This is a genomic window from Brevundimonas sp. (genome assembly GCF_051858995.1).
Classification (GTDB): Bacteria; Pseudomonadota; Alphaproteobacteria; order Caulobacterales; family Caulobacteraceae; genus Brevundimonas.
The window spans coordinates 180,022-197,042 of record NZ_JBHYGN010000009.1 but is presented as its reverse complement, the minus strand read 5'-3'; the positions used below and the strand labels follow the sequence as shown (position 1 = coordinate 197,042).

At 68.4% G+C, this 17,021-nt stretch carries 17 protein-coding genes; 8 read left to right on the top strand and 9 right to left on the bottom strand.

Annotated elements, in window-relative coordinates; genetic code table 11:
• Positions 1-51: 51 nt before the first annotated feature.
• The 3 genes from ACTIEF_RS10585 to ACTIEF_RS10575 all read right to left on the bottom strand — a co-directional run bounded on the left by ACTIEF_RS10585 (position 52) and on the right by ACTIEF_RS10575 (position 2,913).
• A complete protein-coding gene (locus tag ACTIEF_RS10585) occupies positions 52-1,080 on the bottom strand; it encodes a GTA baseplate fiber-binding domain-containing protein (protein ID WP_439472102.1) in 1,029 nt (342 codons plus the stop codon).
• A 277-nt stretch (positions 1,081-1,357) separates the two neighbouring features.
• Complete coding sequence (locus ACTIEF_RS10580) at positions 1,358-1,624, bottom strand: head-tail connector protein (protein WP_439472101.1); 267 nt, start codon at positions 1,622-1,624, stop codon at positions 1,358-1,360.
• A gap of 65 nt (positions 1,625-1,689) precedes the next feature.
• A complete protein-coding gene (locus tag ACTIEF_RS10575) occupies positions 1,690-2,913 on the bottom strand; it encodes a phage major capsid protein (protein WP_439472100.1) in 1,224 nt (407 codons plus the stop codon).
• A gap of 107 nt (positions 2,914-3,020) precedes the next feature.
• On the opposite strand from ACTIEF_RS10575, the gene ACTIEF_RS10570 reads away from it, so the two are divergent.
• Positions 3,021-3,827 (top strand): hypothetical protein, encoded by an 807-nt coding sequence (locus tag ACTIEF_RS10570; RefSeq protein ID WP_439472099.1) that lies wholly within the window; start codon positions 3,021-3,023, stop codon positions 3,825-3,827.
• Here ACTIEF_RS10570 and ACTIEF_RS10565 read toward each other — a convergent pair.
• The 4 genes from ACTIEF_RS10565 to ACTIEF_RS10550 all read right to left on the bottom strand — a co-directional run bounded on the left by ACTIEF_RS10565 (position 3,811) and on the right by ACTIEF_RS10550 (position 6,251).
• Positions 3,811-4,239: an HK97 family phage prohead protease gene (locus ACTIEF_RS10565; RefSeq protein WP_439472098.1), complete on the bottom strand. Its 429-nt coding sequence runs from the start codon at positions 4,237-4,239 to the stop codon at positions 3,811-3,813. The two genes, ACTIEF_RS10570 and ACTIEF_RS10565, sit on opposite strands and share 17 nt — an antisense overlap.
• Positions 4,236-4,463, bottom strand: a complete 228-nt coding sequence (locus ACTIEF_RS10560; RefSeq protein ID WP_439472097.1) for a hypothetical protein — start codon at positions 4,461-4,463, stop codon at positions 4,236-4,238. Before ACTIEF_RS10560 ends, ACTIEF_RS10565 begins: the two co-directional genes overlap by 4 nt.
• Positions 4,464-4,465: 2 nt before the next feature.
• A complete protein-coding gene (locus ACTIEF_RS10555) occupies positions 4,466-5,626 on the bottom strand; it encodes a phage portal protein (protein WP_439472096.1) in 1,161 nt (386 codons plus the stop codon).
• A gap of 169 nt (positions 5,627-5,795) precedes the next feature.
• Complete coding sequence (locus ACTIEF_RS10550; RefSeq protein ID WP_439472095.1) at positions 5,796-6,251, bottom strand: YcgN family cysteine cluster protein; 456 nt, start codon at positions 6,249-6,251, stop codon at positions 5,796-5,798.
• Positions 6,252-6,351: 100 nt separating this feature from the next.
• Between ACTIEF_RS10550 and ACTIEF_RS10545 the strand changes: the two genes are divergently transcribed.
• Positions 6,352-8,058 carry an Hsp70 family protein gene (locus ACTIEF_RS10545; protein WP_439472094.1) on the top strand — a complete coding sequence of 569 codons (1,707 nt, stop codon included), beginning with the start codon at positions 6,352-6,354 and terminating at the stop codon, positions 8,056-8,058.
• The gene (locus ACTIEF_RS10540; RefSeq protein ID WP_439472093.1) at positions 8,049-9,899 is read left to right on the top strand and encodes a hypothetical protein; all 1,851 of its coding nucleotides are present in this window, start codon (positions 8,049-8,051) and stop codon (positions 9,897-9,899) included. The genes ACTIEF_RS10545 and ACTIEF_RS10540 overlap by 10 nt, the downstream gene beginning before the upstream one ends.
• A gap of 4 nt (positions 9,900-9,903) precedes the next feature.
• On the opposite strand, the gene ACTIEF_RS10535 is transcribed toward ACTIEF_RS10540, so the two are convergent.
• Positions 9,904-10,242, bottom strand: a complete 339-nt coding sequence (locus tag ACTIEF_RS10535) for an SMR family transporter (protein WP_439472092.1) — start codon at positions 10,240-10,242, stop codon at positions 9,904-9,906.
• Complete coding sequence (locus ACTIEF_RS10530) at positions 10,239-10,814, bottom strand: TetR/AcrR family transcriptional regulator (protein WP_439472091.1); 576 nt, start codon at positions 10,812-10,814, stop codon at positions 10,239-10,241. Before ACTIEF_RS10530 ends, ACTIEF_RS10535 begins: the two co-directional genes overlap by 4 nt.
• 83 nt (positions 10,815-10,897) lie before the next feature.
• Between ACTIEF_RS10530 and ACTIEF_RS10525 the strand changes: the two genes are divergently transcribed.
• The 5 genes from ACTIEF_RS10525 (at position 10,898) to ACTIEF_RS10505 (ending at position 16,951) form a co-directional block, all read left to right on the top strand.
• Entirely contained in the window at positions 10,898-12,724 is a 1,827-nt protein-coding gene (locus tag ACTIEF_RS10525; protein WP_439472090.1) for an ABC-F family ATP-binding cassette domain-containing protein, read from the top strand.
• 56 nt (positions 12,725-12,780) lie between these two features.
• Positions 12,781-13,764, top strand: coding sequence for an alpha/beta hydrolase (locus ACTIEF_RS10520; protein ID WP_439472089.1), 984 nt, complete (start codon positions 12,781-12,783; stop codon positions 13,762-13,764).
• 634 nt (positions 13,765-14,398) lie between these two features.
• Complete coding sequence (locus ACTIEF_RS10515; protein ID WP_439472088.1) at positions 14,399-15,454, top strand: ABC transporter substrate-binding protein; 1,056 nt, start codon at positions 14,399-14,401, stop codon at positions 15,452-15,454.
• A complete protein-coding gene (locus ACTIEF_RS10510) occupies positions 15,447-16,202 on the top strand; it encodes an ABC transporter ATP-binding protein (protein ID WP_439472087.1) in 756 nt (251 codons plus the stop codon). Before ACTIEF_RS10515 ends, ACTIEF_RS10510 begins: the two co-directional genes overlap by 8 nt.
• Positions 16,199-16,951, top strand: a complete 753-nt coding sequence (locus ACTIEF_RS10505) for an ABC transporter permease (protein ID WP_439472086.1) — start codon at positions 16,199-16,201, stop codon at positions 16,949-16,951. Before ACTIEF_RS10510 ends, ACTIEF_RS10505 begins: the two co-directional genes overlap by 4 nt.
• The last annotated feature ends 70 nt before the right edge of the window (positions 16,952-17,021 follow it).

Here is a 17,021-nt window from a genome sequence, read left to right as displayed (position 1 = left end):
TTAGGCCATCCGGCGGATTCCGCAAACCTCAAGCGTGATTACCGGACGATTTCACAGGACAAGCGTCGCTTCCTCGCCCCAGCCGTAGCCCTCGCCCCACTGCGCCACCGCGACGATGACCCCGCTCGGCAGGCCATCCGGGAAGTCCGCAACAAGCATCGCGGCCGCATAGGTCGCGGAGGCGCCATCGACCTCAAAGGTTCGGATCAGGTCGTCGCCACTCAGCACCCGCAGCCGGTACCGCAGGGGATCACTGGCGACCACCTCCCCATTCCAGCCGTCGCCGTCCAGCCGAGCGCGCGGGATCCAGGTCAGGTCGAGACCGCCGTCCGACGCCGCCAGCGCCTTCAAGTGGGCCGGACGCCATGGACGGTCGCCAGCTCCGGTCGGCGTCCAGTACAGTTCACTGACGCCGGGACCTCCGGGCGCGCCCACCGGCCCCGCGCGCCAGATCAGCGGGGCGCCACGCTCGGCCTTCGGCGACAGCACCCGCACCCCAGCGACGTCCAGAAGGACCACGACCGCCCCCGGCTCAGCGCCCACCGCCATCGCCCGCTCCGTTCCTTGCTGTCCCCGTAGCAGTCCGGTCAGACGCCACAGGTCCTCGCCGATCAGGTCCGCTTTACGGTACTGGATCACCTCCCATCCGACGGAGGTCTCGACCGCGACAACACTTGCGCCCGCCAGCACGGCGAGGTCGGCGCGGCTTTCCGGCGGCCGTCCCTCGACACGAACCGTCAGCGCCGAGACCTCATCCCAGCGATAGAGCAACCCCGAAGTCAGCGCCGAGGTCAGTACGCCGACCGTCGCGGGACGCTCAATGTCCGCCCGTGTGGTGAGGGCGTCGACAGACGGTCCGGCCCTCACCTGCATCGGTCGCCAGGGATCGGCGGCCACCACCGCGATCGGTCCATGATCGTTCTCGGCGCCGGGCAAAGATGGCAGCTCAATCATCCGGAAGAAGGGCGCGCCGACGACTCCGTTTCCGCCCACTCCGCTCGGAACCACCGTGTCTTCATCCGGCCTGACCGCGTTGACGGGCTCGAGCGTCGCCGTCGCCATCTCCGCCACATCCAGCATCGACGCCCGCCCACGGTCTCGCTCCCGACGATCCGCCAGTCGGCGCCGCTGACCCTCAGCAGGCGTCCGACCGTCAGCCGCGGGTCGGATCGCCCTTCGGCGGTCTGGGTTTCCGTCGTCTCGGCTTCCCCGGCCTCGCCCCGACTTCGTCGCCGGACAGGACCGCCCCGTATCCAGACCGAGCCGATCCGCTCATAGGTCAGGCTGCGACCGCCATAGGGCGTCTGCGCCTCGACCACCTCGAACAGTTCCGCCAACCGCGGTAGGCGCGGGGCGCTCACAGCCGCACCACCCGGTACGGCGCCAGCCAGGCGTCAACGGCGGCCACCGGCATCCCGGTCTCGCCCCGCTCGAAGGCGCCGAGGATCAGCATCAGGATCGCCAGCCGCAGCGGCGCCGGCGAAGTGGACGTCAGGCTCAGCCCCACATCCCCTTCGACCCGCGCCCGGGCCGCGTCGATCAGTGTCTGGATCAGCCCGTCCTCCGCGTCGTGCTCGACGCGCAGGAACAGCTTCGCCTCGGTGAGAGACACCGGTGCGGTCATGGAAACCTCGATTGTCTGAAAAGGAAGGCGGCGGGCCCGACGCCCGCCGCCCGTGGTCCCGGCGATCAGGTCGCCGAGAACTTCATCACCTTGATCGCGTCGAAATCCTGCACCCCGCCGCCGACGCGCCGGGTCGTGTAGAACAGCACATAGGGCTTGGCAGAGTACGGGTCCCTCAGCACCCGCACGCCTGCCCGGTCCACGATCAGATAGCCACGCCGGAAGTCGCCGAAGGCGATGGCCGCGGCATTGGCGGCGATGTTCGGCATCGTCTCAATCTCGCTGACCGGATAGCCGAGCAGGGAGGCCGTCTCGCCCGCCCGCTGCGCCGGCTGCCAGATGTAGTTGCCGTCGCCGTCCTTGAACTTGCGCACCGCCGAGACCGTTCGCCGGTTCATCACGAAGCGTGCATTGGGCCGGTACTGAGCCTTCGGCGCATAGACCAGATCGATCAGCCGGTCGGTGGGATTGAGCGCCGCGAAGGCGCCGGCGCCGCCAGAGGCGACATAGCCGATATCGCCCCATTCCTGATCTGCGTCGGCCACGATGTCGTAGTTCAGGAAGCCGCGCGGCTTGTTGGCCCCGTCACCGGTCACGAAGGCCTGGGTCTCCTGCGCGGCGAAGGCGTCCTCCACCTCGGCGGCCAGCCATTCGTCCAGATCAACCAGCGCGTCATCCAGCAGCGACTGGGTCGCCGCCGGGCAGGCGTACAGGTCCGCCGACGGAAACTCGAGCAGGGCCAGGGTGGCGGGGTCGGTCTCGGGTCGCCCCGCCGTCTCTGCCACCCAGCCGGAGCCCACGCCGGCGATCGAGACCGGCTTGCGGAAGACGCCCGCCTGCACCGTTCGCACGGTCGCGATCTCGCGCATAGGCGAACCCGCCATCAGACGGCGCTCGATGGCGCGTTCGGTCTGTTCGGGCACGACATAGCCGCCCGAGTTCGAGGCGGACGACAGCCCCGCCTTGAGCTCCAGCCCGAAGGCGGTCCCGGCGCGCAGATAGCCGTCGAAGGCCGCCTTGGCCTCCGGCGCCTCGACGGTGCGGGGCTCGGCACCCAGCGGCGGCCGACGGCCCTCGCTGACCACCCTGTCGAGGCGGGCCTGGGCGCTGGCGACCGCCTGATCGATCCGCGCCACCTTCTCCTCCAGCAGCGTATCCGCCGACGCCTTGCGCTCGATCTCCTCCAGTCGAGCGTCATTGGCGCCTTTGAACGCCTCGAACGCCGCCATCATCTCGTGCATGGCGGCGCGCGCCTCCGGCGTGGCCGGGGCCTGTTTGGTCTCTTTCATGCTGTCTCCGGTTGAAGAACCGCCGATCGCGGTTAGGGTCGGGGCGTGGATCGCCCCGTAACTCATCGTCTCGTCGCCCGTCCGGCTGCTCCCTTAGGAGCCGCCCGATGAGCCGTTACACCCGCCTCGAAAGCGCGGTCATGGACGCGCTCGCCCACGATCTGCGCGCCGAAATCCCCGACCTGGCGGGCCAGTTCGAGGAAAGCCGTCCTAGCCAGCGCCGCAACTCCGGCTTTGGCCTGTTCACCGAGATGATCGTTGATCGGACGCGCCCCGTTCCGGTCTCCGGCCCCACCGGAGATCTCGGCACGGTTCACGCCATGGTTGGAGCCCTGCCCGATTCGATCGCCTTCAAGGCGCGGGTCCGACAGGGCGTCCTGCTGGGCCTCATGGGCGACAGCTACGGTCAGGACACCCGCGCCATCGACTTTGCGACCGTGGCCTTCGATCAGGTCTTCACCGTCGACGCCCAGGGCCGATCCATTCCGTTCGAGCCCGCGAAATACACGCGGCCCAGTCCCCTGCCGGACCTGCAACGCCACATTGATCACGCCCCCTCTCGCGCACCGGAACCGACGCCGCTGAAGAATGTGGGCGCGCTCCAGCGCGTTCAGGAGACCGAGCCGCCGGCGACCAACTTCATGGATGCCGTCTTCGGCCGCGCAGGATTGTCCGAACCTGAGCCTGAGCCCGAAGTGCGCACGCCCACGGACGCCACCTCCCTGCTGATCGGCCTGTGGGCCCTGATCGGCGTCATCGCAGTCCTCCTGGTGATCGTCTTTGACTTTTCGTTCGTCGCGGCCGTCATCTTCGCCATCTTCGCTGGTCGCGCCGTGAAACAGCCGTCCGTCCTGTCCGCCATCCGCAAGGTGTTGGATAATTGGCGGACCTCCCGCGTCATCCTGAAGGACTGAACCGCGCGCCCGGCAGCATTGGGAATGTCACAAGCGAGATCTCCCACAGCTCCACCTCGGTCAGCACCCGCAGGGCGCCATCCCGCCGCGCCCGCAAGGCGCGAAAGCCGATGGACAGGCCATCCATCGCCCCCGCCCTGGCCAGGGCCGTCGCGAACCGCGCCTCGGCGGACCAGTCCATGATCCGCCCGCTGACGAACAGGCCCCGCTCATCCTCGACCAGCCGGTCCCAGACCCCGACAACCGCGCGTCCCTCGTGCTGGTGCAGCATCCGCACTCCGGCAGGCCCAGTCTTCGCCAGTCCCGCGGCGAAGGCGCCCTTCGCCACCACGTCCCGGTTCAGGTCCGCCACGCCCCAGAGCGAAGCGTAGCCTTTGATGACCAGACCGGTCCGCGCCGCCACATCCGTCATCGCCTGGCCTCCAGTCGTCGTTCGATCCGATCCACCGCCGCCCACGTCGCCTCGCCCTGGGCCTCCAGCCGCGCCAGCCGTTCAGCCACCAGCCGCTGCTCCGCCACCCGCTCCTCCAGCGTTCCGATCCGCGCCGCAGCGCCACCGGCCCAGACCAGTCCGCCAACCGTCTGCACCACCAGCGCCGTGATCAGAGCGACCGGGACCTTGCGCACCGTCTCCATGCTCAGTTCCCCACCCCGGCCATCCGCCGACGCTCCTCATCGGTCAGGAAGCTCGCGGCCTCCAGCCGCGCCCACAGCGCCTCGCGTTCGGGCTGCAGCGCAGGCACCGCGTCCAGATCGGCCTCGATCCGAACATCCTCGAACCGCCCGCCAAGCCAGCCGGTCAGCGCCGCCGCCGTCTTGCGAACCAGCGGCGCCACCGTCCCGCGCCAGAAGGCGACATTGGCCTCGCGATAGTTGGCGTAGGTCGCATCGCCGGGAATGCCGAGCAGTTGCGGCGGCACGCCGAAGGCCAGAGCGATCTCCCGCGCCGCCGCATGCTTGCCTGCGATGAAGTCCATGTCCGCGGGCGTCCAGCTCAACGGCTTCCAGTCCAGTCCGCCCTCCAGAACCAGCGGCCGCCCCGCATTGGCCGAGCCGCTGTGCAGGTCATCGATCTGGGCCTTCAGCGCCACGAACTGCTCATCGCTCAGCCGCTCGCCATCCCGCGCCGAGAAGACCAGCGCACCGGATGGGCGGGCCGAGTTGTCCAGTAGCGCCTTGTTCCACTGGCCAGAGGCGTTGTGCACATCGATGGAGAAAGACGCCGCTTCCAGCGGCGAGAAGCCGTAGTGGTCATCGACCGGGTGAAACAGCTTCAGATGCAGCACCGGCATCCAGCCGTCGGCTTCCCGGCCCAGCGTCACCGTCCGCCCGTGCACCGCGTACTCATAGGCCTCGGGCCAGCCGCTACGCCCCGGCACCACCTTCATCCGGTCGGGTCGAAGCGACCACAGCTCGTCCGGCGCCGCATCTCCCGCCGCCTCGACATAGGCGTTCCCCGCCGTCTGCAGCGCGCCATACACGCCCTCCAGCCACTCGATCCCGGACTGTTCCGGATTGGGCCGCGCCAGCAGGGCCGCCAGCGGATGATCGTCCGCCCGGACGCCGCCCGCGAACACCGCCAGCGGCGTCGCCGCCGCCGCTTCCGCGATCATCCGCACACAGCGGTAGGCCACCGGGTTCTGGATGAAGCCCGCGGTCGCCAGGCTCGCATAATCCTTCGGCGTCCACCGCGCCCGCCCGCTGGTCCCCAGCGCGATCAGGGCTCCGGCCCGGCTGGCCTTCGCTTCGGGCGCGACGACGCGCCGCCGGTCCCCGAAGGGCCGTCGCCAGTTCAGCATCATGATCTCCATTGGCTCGGGACCGCGGCCGCCGCCGGTCGGTCTTTTCCGTCTTGCCAATAGTATGCGGCGCCAGCGACCGACCGCTGGAAGAAAGCGGATTCTTTTTTACAAGCCTCTGATCAGCTGACGTTTTTCTTCGCCAGTCTTGCTTAAGATTCAAATTTCGTCAGAGCCCGCGCTCATCGCGCCACTCCGGCGCTTCGAAATCCAGCGCGTCTTCGGCCTCTCTCAGCGCCAGTTCGGACACGGTCTGGCCGCGCACCGAGACCCCGGCCTCATGCACCGTCTCCCTGCTGCCTGAAACCAGATGGTGCCAGGGCGCCAGCGTCCGCCCCTCATGGATCCGGCGATAGGCGCAGGACTTCGGCATCCACTCCAGCGCTTCAATGTTCTGCGGCGTCAGCTTGATGCAGTCCGGCACATGCTTCTTGCGATTGGCGTAGTCGGAACAGGTGCAGCGCACCGGATCGAATAGCTTGCAATGCACCCGGGTGGGAATGACCTCGCCCGTATCCTCGTCCTCGAACCGGACGAGGCAACACAGACCGCACCCGTCGCACAGGCTCTCCCACTCCTGAGCGGACATCTGTTCGAGGGTCTTGGTTTCCCAGAAGGCGTTCATCGGGCGCTCCATACGCCGATCGTAACGCTGTGTCGCCCGGGCACTTCCCTGATAGCGCTGGTCAAGCTAGGGAAAATCGAGTGGCGTTCGGGGGATACGGGTGATCATCGGCATCGATCTGGGCACGACCAACAGCGCGGTCGGTGTCTTTCGCAATGGCAAGGCGGAGCTGATTCCGAACAGCCTCGGCCACGTCCTGACGCCTTCGGCTGTCAGCCTGGATGAAACCTCCGGCGAGGTCCTCGTTGGTCTGGCCGCGCGTGAGCGCCAGTCCACCCACCCGGACCACACCGCCACCGCCTTCAAGCGCTACATGGGCGCCAACCGGACCACGCGTCTGGGCAAGCGTGACTTCACCGCCGAAGAACTCTCGGCCTTGGTGCTCGGTCGCCTGAAGGCGGACGCCGAAGCCTATCTGGGCGAGCCCGTGACCGAGGCGGTCATCACCGTCCCGGCCTACTTCAACGACAAACAGCGCAAGGCCACCCGCCGCGCGGGCGAACTGGCTGGCCTCAAGGTCGAACGCCTGCTCAACGAGCCCACCGCCGCCGCGCTCGCCTACGGCATCCATGAGCTCGGCAACGAGAGCCGCTTCCTCGTCTTCGACCTCGGCGGCGGCACCTTCGACGTCTCCGTCCTCGAAATCTTCGAGGGCGTGATCGAGGTCCGCGCCTCCACTGGCGACAACCGACTGGGCGGCGAGGATTTCAACGACGTCCTGATGGACGAATTCCGCCGCACTGCGGGCAAGGACATAAGCGAGAAGGATCGCTCGGACTCGACCCTGCGCGAGCGCATCCGCATCGCCGCCGAGCGGGCCCGCCGCGCCCTGACCGAAAATCCCTCGACCACCATGTCCATTGTCTGGAAGGACAAGGCGATCGAGCGCCAGGTCACCACCGAGGATTTCGAAACCGTCTGCGCGGGCCTGCTCAACCGTCTGCGCGAACCGGTGCTGCGCTCCCTGCGCGACGCGGGCATCCGCTCCGAGGACCTGTCAGAGATCATCCTCGTCGGCGGCTCGACCCGCATGCCGGTGGTGCGCAAGGCCATCACCCGCATGTTCGGCCGCTTCCCCGCCAACGCCGTCAATCCGGATGAGGCCGTCGCTCTCGGCGCCGCCGTCCAGGCCGGGCTCAAGTCCCGCGACGTGGCGCTGAAGGAAGTCGTCATGACCGACGTCTGCCCCTATAGCCTCGGGGTGGAAATCTCCGAGCGCGGTCCGGGCGGACGCATCGCCAACGGCATCTTCTCCCCGATTATCGAGCGAAACACCGTCATCCCGGCCAGTCGGATGCAGGGCTACGTCCCCATTCACGACAATCAGCGCGAACTCGTCCTGCGAATCTATCAGGGCGAATCCCGGCACGTCATCGACAACGTCCACCTCGGTGAGATCAGGGTGCCGCTCGTCGGCGGCCGCGCTGAAGACGGCGCCACTGATGTCCGCTTCAGTTACGATATCAACGGCCTGCTCGAGGTCGACGTCACCGTGACCAAGACCGGCGAAACCCGCCAACTGATGATCGTCGATGATGACGTCGCCGCCGCGCCCGATTTCGAGAAGCGCCGGGCCGCCCTCGCCGCGCTCAAGCAGCACCCCCGCGATTCCGACGCGGTGAAGACCGTGCTGGCCCGCGGTCACCGCTGCTACGAGAACGCGTTGGGCGACACCCGCCAATACCTCGGCCATGAGATCACCCGCTTCGAGATGGTGGTCGAGGGGCAGGACCCGCGCGAGATCGAGCACGCCATCGGCCACCTTACCGGCATCCTCGACCAGTTCGAGGGTCAGACGTGGCTTTAGGCGGATCAATCTGGTCCACCCTCGGCGTCGAGCCGACCAACGACGAACGCGAGGTTCGTCGCGCCTATGCTCGACGGCTGAAGGAGGTTCATCCCGAGGACGATCCGGAAGGGTTCCAGGCCCTGCGCGAAGCCTACGAACGCGCCGTCGACATGGCCCGTCGCGGTTGGGCCGTGCCGCCCGCCCGCACCCGGAACCGCAAGAAGAAGGCCGAGCCCGTCACGGACGCGCCGTCTGCCGACACCAACTGGGCGTCTGAAGACGCCGACCGCTGGTCCGAGCCGGAAGCCGACGCTGGCGAAGCCTGGGACGACTCCACGCCCGAGCGCTGGGACGAGGCGCCGCCGCCCGAACCGCCGCCCGTGCCGGAGCTGTCCCCGGAAGTCCGCGCAGAGCTCGAGGCCGAGCAGAAGCGTCAGGATGCCCATACGGCGCTTTGCGAAGAGCTTGACGCCTTGCTCCGTCGGACCTCCGCCCCGTCCGACGAGGCGCTCAGCGTCATGCTGCGTCTCTTCCGCTCACCGGCCATGGACTCCCTGCGCGTCCACGCCAACACGGAATACTGGCTGGCCTCCGCCATCGCGCGGGGCGGTCCCGCGGCGGACAGCCTGATCGAGCCGGCGATCCGCTTCTTTGGCTGGGACGACGCCCGCATCGGTCTCGACCTGTCCCACGCCTACCCCGTCCTGCGGCGCCGCGAGGCCGCTCAGGCCATCGCCCAACTGGCGCGCCCCCTGACCCTCGGCCACGACGCCTGGAAGGCCCTCCGCGCCAAGCAGACCCCATTCCGACGCCTCGCCGATCGGCTCGATCCCTTCCTGTCACGACAGGTCGCGGACCTTCTGGACCGGGCGGCCCATGATCTGCCCGAACTCCAAGGGCACCTCGATCCGGACGCCGTCGCCGCTTGGCGAGCCCGGTTCGCCCGCCCCCGGTTCAGCGCGGTCTTCCTGCTGTCCCTGCTGATCCTTCCGCCCATTCTCTCCCTGGCCATGATCGCGGCCGGCCTATTCGGGCCTGCGACATTTCCCAATGTCATCGCCGCCTGGGTCGCCGCGCTGGCCGCCATGACCGGGATCGGCGCCGCCTGGATCGAAGGCGTGCTCATCCCTGCCCGCAAATGGAGGGACGGCCAGCCCTGGAGCGAACCCTTCTGGAAGCGGCTCGGCTGGGCGCCCGCCATGGTCGCCTTGGTGGTCATCGCCCCCTTCTTCACCGCCGTCGACTGGCTCTGGCCCGCGGTCCTGCTGACAGGACTGGGCATCGCCGGCTGGGCGAAGATCGTGACTTCGCACATTCCCGCGCCCCCGGTGTCCCGCTATCGGATCGCCGAGTTCGTCGGCGTCATTCCTATTATCGCCTATGCCTTGGTCATGCCGGGCTCGGCCTCTCAACCCTCGATGCTCGCGGCCCTGCTCTGCGCAGTCCTGACCTTCCGCATCGGCGGACACGCTATCTCACAGGCGTGGTCCTACGCCGACGTTCCTCGTCAGCGGAAGGCGTCGGCCGCCCTCCTTGGCGGCGCAGCCTTCGCAGGCGCGACCGGGGTCCTGTCCGCCCTCGCCGGCGTGCCCGGCTTGGCCATCGGCCTGGTCTGCGGCGTCGCCTTCGCCGACCGCGCGCTCGCCACCAGCCGGTTCGGTCCGGTCTTCAAACTCCGGCGGGGCTGGTTGCTGGTCGGCTGGATCGCCGCCCTTACGGTCGCGGGCATGGTCGGCGGCCCTGTCGAGCGCATCCTGCCGATCGCCGCCGGCGTCTGGTTGACGTTCGCGGGCCTGCTCACCGGTCTGGCCGCCTTCCTTCCCGCCCCCGGTCAAAAGCGGAAGAAGCGACGCGCCTGACGGTTCAGTGGCTGACCGACTTCGAAAACAGGTTGATCACCAGAACACCGCTGACGATCAGCGTCAGCCCCGCGATCGCGGGCAGGTCCAGCTTCTGCTTGAACAGGACCGCGCCGATGGTCGCGATCATCACAACGCCCAGACCGCTCCAGATCGCATAGGCCAGCCCGACCGGGATCTGCCTCAACGCAATCGACAGCAGGTAGAAGGCCGCCAGATAACACAGCGCCATGCCGGTCGTCGGCCACAGGCGGGTGAACTGCTGCGACATCTGCAGCAGGGTCGTCCCCGCCACCTCCAGCAGGATCGCTCCGGCCAGCGCCGCCCAAGTCACCGGGTTCATGCCGCCTCCATCAGCACATGGCCGGGGGTCAACAGCGACAGCAACGCCTGCCTCTGCTCGGGCGAGACCTGATAGACGCCGAAGATGTCCGACATCCACAGACCGTCTGCCACCAGTCGCAACAGCAGAGCGTCATCGGCGCCCACGGGATCGGTAGGGTCATCCGCCCGCGCCGCCGCCGTCGCCGCCGTCCAGCGATCTCGCAACGAGGGCTCGACCGCGCACGCCGCCAGGATCGCCCGACCGATGCTCGTGTCATCAGGGGTAATGGCGTCGTTTATGGTCACCCGCAGATAGGCCCGCGCCGACCGGCCATAGGGCTGCGGATCGCGCGCGGCCTCAGAAAGGATGGCGTCCGTGAACATCGCGCCGAGATGATCCACAACACCTTCCAGTAAGGCCATCTTCGTCGGGAAATGATGCAGCAGCGCGCCCTTGCTGACCGTGGTGCGCGCCGCCACGGCGTCCAGAGTGAACCCCTTGGCTCCAAGGGCGGCGATCACCTCCAGCGCCTTCTCGAGCAATTCGGCGCGGGTGGTGTCGGGGGCGCGGCGGCGGGTCAGCGTGTCCATTCGCCTTACATACCGTCTGGACGGTAAGCGTCAATCGTTCAAGGCCGTGGCGATGAGCCGCCCCCTCCTCTATATGGCCCGCCATGGCTGCCCGTCCCCCTCTCGTCGCCCTCAAGGATGTCCGTCTTCAGGACGGTCAACGCCCCCTGTTCGACGGTGTCGACATGGCCATCGAGCCGCGCACGCGCGCGGCGCTGGTCGGTCGCAACGGCGCGGGCAAATCCACCCTGATGAAGCTGGTCATGGGCCTGATCGAGCCCGACGCCGGCGACCGTTCGGTGCAGGCCGGCACTCGCTTCGCCTACGTCCCGCAGGAGCCGGACATCAAGGGCGAGACCCTTCTCGACTACGCCGCCTCGGGCGAGGCCGAGCGCTGGACCGCCGAGAGCTGGCTGACCACCTTCGGGCTCGATCCGAACAAGTCGACCGTCAACCTGTCCGGCGGCGAGACCCGCCGCGCCGCCTTGGCCAAGGCCTTCGCCGAGGAGCCGGACCTGCTCCTGCTCGACGAGCCGACCAACCACCTCGATATCTTGGCCATCGAACTGCTCGAGAACGAACTGCTCTCGGCCCGCTTCGCCGTTCTGGTCGTCAGCCACGACCGCGCCTTCCTGAACCGCGTCACCCAATCCGTGCACTGGCTGGAAGGCCGCAAGGTCCGCACCCTCGACAAGGGCTTCGTCGCGTTTGACGAATGGGCCGCCAAGGTCATGGAGGAGGAAGCCGAGTCCCTCCGTCGCCTGACCAAGAAGATCGAGGCCGAGACCTATACCTTCTACCGCTCCATCACGGCCCAGCGGACTCGCAACGAAGGCCGCGCCCGCGCCCTGATGGCGATGCGCGCCGACCGCGCCGAGAGGGTCAAGGATTTGCCGCGGGAGCTCCAGCTCGGCGTCGACAGCGGCGTCACCTCCGGCAAGCTGGTCGCCGACCTCAAGGGCGTCGCCAAAAGCTTCGGCGACCGGACCATCTTCAGGAACCTGACCACCCGGGTCATTCGCGGCGACCGCCTCGCCATCGTCGGCCCCAACGGCGCGGGCAAGACCACTCTCGTCAAGGTCCTCCTCGGCGAACTCGAACCCGACGAGGGCACGGTCCGCATGGGCGCCAATCTGGAGCCGGTCTATCTCGACCAGTCCCGCGAGGGACTGAAGTCGGACATGACCCTGTGGGACGCCCTGACGCCCGGTGGCGGCGACTCGATCCTGGTGCGCGGCCATTCCAAGCACGTCGCCGCCTACGCCAAGGAGTTCCTCTTCCAGGAAGGCCAGCTCCGTCAGCCGATCTCGACCCTGTCGGGCGGCGAACGGAATCGTCTGCTGCTGGCCCGCGCCCTGGCCAAGCCGGCCAACATGCTCATCCTCGACGAGCCGACCAACGACCTCGACATGGATACGCTCGAGAAGCTCGAAGAGCTGCTCGAAAGCTATGACGGCACCCTGATTCTGGTCAGCCACGACCGCGACTTCGTGGATCGCCTCGCCACCTCGACCATCGCGATGAACGGCCGCGGCGACATCGTCGAAACCCCCGGCGGCTGGACGGATTTCATCCGCCAGAACCCGGGCTTTCTGCAGCCGGGCGCCAACCCGCGTCCGCAGGACAAGGAGGCGGCCAAGCGGGCCGAAGCCAATCCCGCTCCGGCCTCTCTCAGCGCCGCGCCGAAGAAACCCGGCAAACTGTCCTTCAAGGACGTGCACCGCCTGAAGGAGCTGGAGGGCCTTCTTGAGACCCTCCCCGTCCAGATCGAGAAGCAGGATGCCATCCTCGCCGATCCCAATCTCTACAGCCGCGATCCCGCCGCCTTCGACCGCGCCATGAAGGCCGCCGAAAAGGCCCGCACCGACCTTGAGAACGCCGAGCTCGAATGGCTCGAACTGGAAGAAAAGAAGGCCGCTCTCGCGGGTTGACCGGCGTCCTGACGCCGCATCGTCAGGTTCAGTGAACCGCATTAGGTTGCACTCTCATGCCCGCTGTCGTTCGCCGCCTTGAGCTGACCCCGTCCGAACGCCGCGCGGCGGCCCGGATCAATGCGACCCTCGGCGTCATGCCGCGCCTCAAGCCCGACGGCTGGCGTCTTGAGGCCGGACAGTGGGCCAGCACGACCTTCGGCGGCGCGGCCCAGACCGTCACCGCCGCCTGGCTCCGCCGCCGGGGTGTCCGGGTCGAGACCTTCCGCATCCCCTCGCCCGATGGCGGCGTGCCGATACGTGTCCTGCATCCCCCCAAGCCGCCCCGTGGGGTGGTGCTCGACATGCACGGCGGAGGCTGGGTGGTCGGCAGCGCTGGCCTGAACGACCATCTCAACGCTGATCTCGCCGCCGAGACCGGCCTCGCCGTCGTCTCCGTCGACTATCGACTACTCAGCGAAAGCCGGGGCGTCATGCTGAATGACGCCATCGCGGATTGCGCCGCGGCCGGACGCTGGCTGATCGACAACGCCGCCGCCCGCTTCGGAACGATGGATATCTTCCTGTGCGGCCAGTCCGCCGGAGGCCACCTCGCCGCCCTCACCGCCATGACCCTTCGCGACGAGAACCGTGTCGCCGCCGTCCGGGGCTGCGTTCTGGTCTATGGCGTCTACGATCTGGGCGGCACGCCGTCTGTCCGGACCGCCGGGCGCGAGGCGCTGATCCTCAACGGCCCCACGCTCGCCGCCGACCTCGCCCGCCTGCTTCCTGATCGCGACGAGGCCGGTCGTCGCCGCCCTGATGTCTCGCCGCTCTACGCCGCCATGCGCGATCTGCCGCCCGCCCTTTTCGTCGCCGGCGATCTGGATCCGCTGCGGGATGACAGCGTGTTGATGGCCGAAGCTTGGTCCGCGTCCGCCCCCGCCGAATTGATAGAGGTCCCGCTGGCCCCGCACGGCTTCGTCCATTTCGGCGGCCCCGTCGCCGCCCGGACCTTGGCCGAAATCCGCGGATGGCTGGATCGGACCGTCCCGGGCTGATCGATTTCGGGGTCTTCCGGATCAAAATTGACCCTGTTTCACCGCCCTGTGCATAACGTCGCAATATCTTCACACGTCGAAGAAAATTGCCGATCTGGAATTGTCGATACAGGGATTGGACAAGTTTTATCCCCGATTTGATCCACAAGCGGAGCATTCCTGGTGCTTGCTGGATCGGGGGTTTGGAGCGAGCTTGATCAGGCCGAGGGACACGGCGGCGCGGAAAACCGGGGAGACCCGGGGCTCAAGGCGAACCGGCCCGGCTCTCTGACCCAACGCTTCGGGTGGTCTTCGGACCAGACGGGCGGAAGGCAGGATCAAGGCTCCAGAACGGAGACGGCTTCGGCCGGGGATGTTCACGGGGAACCGGATCGGGATCGAAGGACGGCGCGGGCCAGACCCGCGGAACGCCGGAGACCAGGAGCGCGAGAAGATACAGCTGACCATCGTCGAGGTTCGCCTCGCTGATGCCGAAGCCAGGGTCTGACACCTCAAAGGCCAAGTCCAACCCGGACTTGGCGAGGGGACGAGGAGCACCGGTTCGCCGGGGCCTTTCGTCCCCTCGCTCAATTCCGGCTCCCGGCATCCCTCTCTTCGCCCTTTCGCCGCCTGCGGCTTGGCCGTACATAAGGCCATGACCTCGCGTGGGAATCGCAGACTTGCGCCGAACCGCCGCGCCCTTCTGGCCGGGGCGGGCGCTATTGCCGCCAGCGCCGCGGTGGCCTCCTGCTTCAACAACAACTCCGAGGTCGAGCCGGACGCCGACGGTCGCATCCGTCTGCGCTTCGCCACCGACTGGCGCGCCCAGGCCGAGCATGGCGGCTTCTATCAGGCCGTCGCATCGGGGGCCTACGCCAAGCGGGGGCTGAACGTTCAGATCATCCAGGGCGGCCCGGGCGTGAATGTGCCCCAGCTGCTGGCCGCGGGCGCCGTCGAACTGGGCATGGGCTCCAACAGCTTCATCCCGCTGAACCTCGTCGCCGAAGGCGCCCCGGTGAAGGCCGTCGCAGCCTTCTTCCAGAAGGACCCGCAGGTCCTCATAGCCCACCCCGACCCGGCGCTCGAAAGCATCGCCGACCTCGCCGGGCGCCCCTTCCTTCTGGCCGACGCCTCGATCAACGCCTTCTGGGTCTGGCTGAAGGCCAAATACGGCTTCACCGACGATCAGGTCCGCAAATACACCTTCAACCCCGCGCCCTTCCTCGCCGATCCGCGCGCGGTCCAGCAAGGCTATCTGACCTCAGAGCCCTATACGATCCAGAAGGAGGCGGGTTTCGATCCCAAGGTCTTCCTGCTGGCCGATGAAGGCTATCCATCCTACGCCACCATGGTGCTGGCCCCGAACGCCTTCGCCCGGGACAACGGCGACGCCCTGCGCGCCTTCATCGCCGCCTCCGCCGAGGGCTGGCGGGACTACATCCAGGGCGACGGCAAGGCCGCGGACGAACTGATCCGCCGCGACAACCCCGAGATGACGCAGGACATCCTCGATCAGGCCCGCGAGAAGCTGCGCGCCAATGGGATCGTCGATAGCGGCGACGCCGCCCTCTACGGCCTCGGCACCATGACCGAGGAGCGCTGGCAGGCCTTCTTCGACGTCACCAGCCAGGCCGGGATCTATCCGCCCAATCTCGATTGGCGGCAGGCCTTCACCGGCCAGTACCTGCCCGGACGCGGCCGTCGTGGCTGACATCGTCGCGGCGCTGACCGGCGCCGTCGTCCGCTATCCGGACCGTCCGCCCATCGGCCCCCTGAACCTGTCCATCGCGGCGGGCGAGATCGTCGCCGTCGTCGGCGCATCCGGCGCGGGCAAGTCCACCACCCTGCGCGTGTTGGCCGGACTGGAACGCCCCTCCGAGGGACAGGCCGTCACCGCCCCGCCCGGACGCACCGCCTTCGTCTTCCAGTCGCCGACCCTGATGCCCTGGGCCGACGCCCAGACCAATGTCGCTCTGCCGCTGGAGTTGGCCGGAACGCCCAAGGACGAGGCCCGGGCACAGGCCGCCGTCGCCCTCGCCTCCGTCGGTCTGGGCGAGCGCCTGACCGCCCGCCCACGCCAGCTCTCGGGCGGCATGGCCATGCGCGCCTCCCTCGCCCGCGCGTTGGTGACCCAGCCCGATCTGCTTCTGCTGGATGAGCCCTTCGCCGCACTGGACAGCGTCACCCGACGCCACCTCATAGAAGACCTGCACAAGCTCTGGGCCGGTCGGTCGCCGCGCCCCGCCATCGTCTTCGTCACCCATGACGTCGAGGAGGCGGTCTATCTGGCCGGACGCACCGTCGTTCTGGACGCCGTCAGCGGTCAGGTGGCCGTGGCCCGCCCCACGCCGGGCGAGGCGCCGCGCCCCGCGGGCTGGCGCGCCGATCCGACCTATCGCGAAACCGTCGAGGCCTTGGCCGCCGCCCTCGCCCACGCCATGCCGGATCGCGTGGCATGAGCCGGTTTCTCGCCCCCGCCCTGCTGATCGCCCTGCTTCTGACGACGTGGGAGATCGCCTGCCGGGCGCTGGACGTGCCCGTCTACTTCCTGCCGCCGCCCAGCGCCGTCGCGCTCGCCCTCGTCGACCGCGCCCCGGTTCTGGCGGCCTCCGCCCTGCAGACCTTCCGCATGGCGCTGGAAGCCCTCGCCGTCTCGGCCCTCCTCGGCGGCGGACTGGCGCTTGCTGTCTCGCTCAGCCGCCCCGCCGAACAGGCTGTCCGCCCGCTGGCGGTCGCGCTTCAGGTCACCCCGGTCGTCGCCATCGCGCCCCTGGTCCTGATCTGGGCAGGCCTCGACCACGCCGACCGCGCCGTCGTCGCCCTGGCCGCTGCTGTCGCCTTCTTCCCGATCTTCTCCGGCGTGCTGACCGGCCTGAAGTCGGCGGAACCGGATCTGGAGCGCCTGTTCGATCTCTATGGGGCCTCGCCCTTGCAGCGGCTGACGCGTCTGCGCATCCCCGCCGCCCTCCCCTTCGCACTCGAGGGCCTGCGCGTCGCCTCCGGCCTGTCCGTCATCGGCGCCGTGGTGGCCGAGTTCGTCTCCGGCTCCGGCGCGACACAGGGGCTAGCCTGGCGCCTGCTGGAATCCGGCAACCGCCTGCGCACCGCCGACATGCTCGCGGCCCTGGTCTGCCTGATGGTCATGGGGCTGGCGCTCAGCGGGCTTGTCGGCCTGATCGAGCGCCGCGTACGCGCGCATCTTTCCTGATCCGCCCGTTAGTCACGGGTTAAGCCCGACACAGATACCGTGACGTCCCAAGCCCTGCCTTCGGAGACGC

Excerpts from the sequence above, each read along its gene's own strand:
- ACTIEF_RS10555 (WP_439472096.1), bottom strand. The coding sequence starts at position 5,626 with ATGCTGAACTGGCGACGGCCCTTCGGGGACCGGCGGCGCGTCGTCGCG.
- ACTIEF_RS10525 (WP_439472090.1), top strand. The coding sequence starts at position 10,898 with ATGGCTGCCCGTCCCCCTCTCGTCGCCCTCAAGGATGTCCGTCTTCAG.
- ACTIEF_RS10570 (WP_439472099.1), top strand. The coding sequence starts at position 3,021 with ATGAGCCGTTACACCCGCCTCGAAAGCGCGGTCATGGACGCGCTCGCC.
- ACTIEF_RS10520 (WP_439472089.1), top strand. The coding sequence starts at position 12,781 with ATGCCCGCTGTCGTTCGCCGCCTTGAGCTGACCCCGTCCGAACGCCGC.
- ACTIEF_RS10580 (WP_439472101.1), bottom strand. The coding sequence starts at position 1,624 with ATGACCGCACCGGTGTCTCTCACCGAGGCGAAGCTGTTCCTGCGCGTC.
- ACTIEF_RS10515 (WP_439472088.1), top strand. The coding sequence starts at position 14,399 with ATGACCTCGCGTGGGAATCGCAGACTTGCGCCGAACCGCCGCGCCCTT.
- ACTIEF_RS10585 (WP_439472102.1), bottom strand. The coding sequence starts at position 1,080 with ATGCTGGATGTGGCGGAGATGGCGACGGCGACGCTCGAGCCCGTCAAC.
- ACTIEF_RS10560 (WP_439472097.1), bottom strand. The coding sequence starts at position 4,463 with ATGGAGACGGTGCGCAAGGTCCCGGTCGCTCTGATCACGGCGCTGGTG.
- ACTIEF_RS10530 (WP_439472091.1), bottom strand. The coding sequence starts at position 10,814 with ATGGACACGCTGACCCGCCGCCGCGCCCCCGACACCACCCGCGCCGAA.
- ACTIEF_RS10565 (WP_439472098.1), bottom strand. The coding sequence starts at position 4,239 with ATGACGGATGTGGCGGCGCGGACCGGTCTGGTCATCAAAGGCTACGCT.
- ACTIEF_RS10575 (WP_439472100.1), bottom strand. The coding sequence starts at position 2,913 with ATGAAAGAGACCAAACAGGCCCCGGCCACGCCGGAGGCGCGCGCCGCC.
- ACTIEF_RS10550 (WP_439472095.1), bottom strand. The coding sequence starts at position 6,251 with ATGAACGCCTTCTGGGAAACCAAGACCCTCGAACAGATGTCCGCTCAG.
- ACTIEF_RS10535 (WP_439472092.1), bottom strand. The coding sequence starts at position 10,242 with ATGAACCCGGTGACTTGGGCGGCGCTGGCCGGAGCGATCCTGCTGGAG.
- ACTIEF_RS10505 (WP_439472086.1), top strand. The coding sequence starts at position 16,199 with ATGAGCCGGTTTCTCGCCCCCGCCCTGCTGATCGCCCTGCTTCTGACG.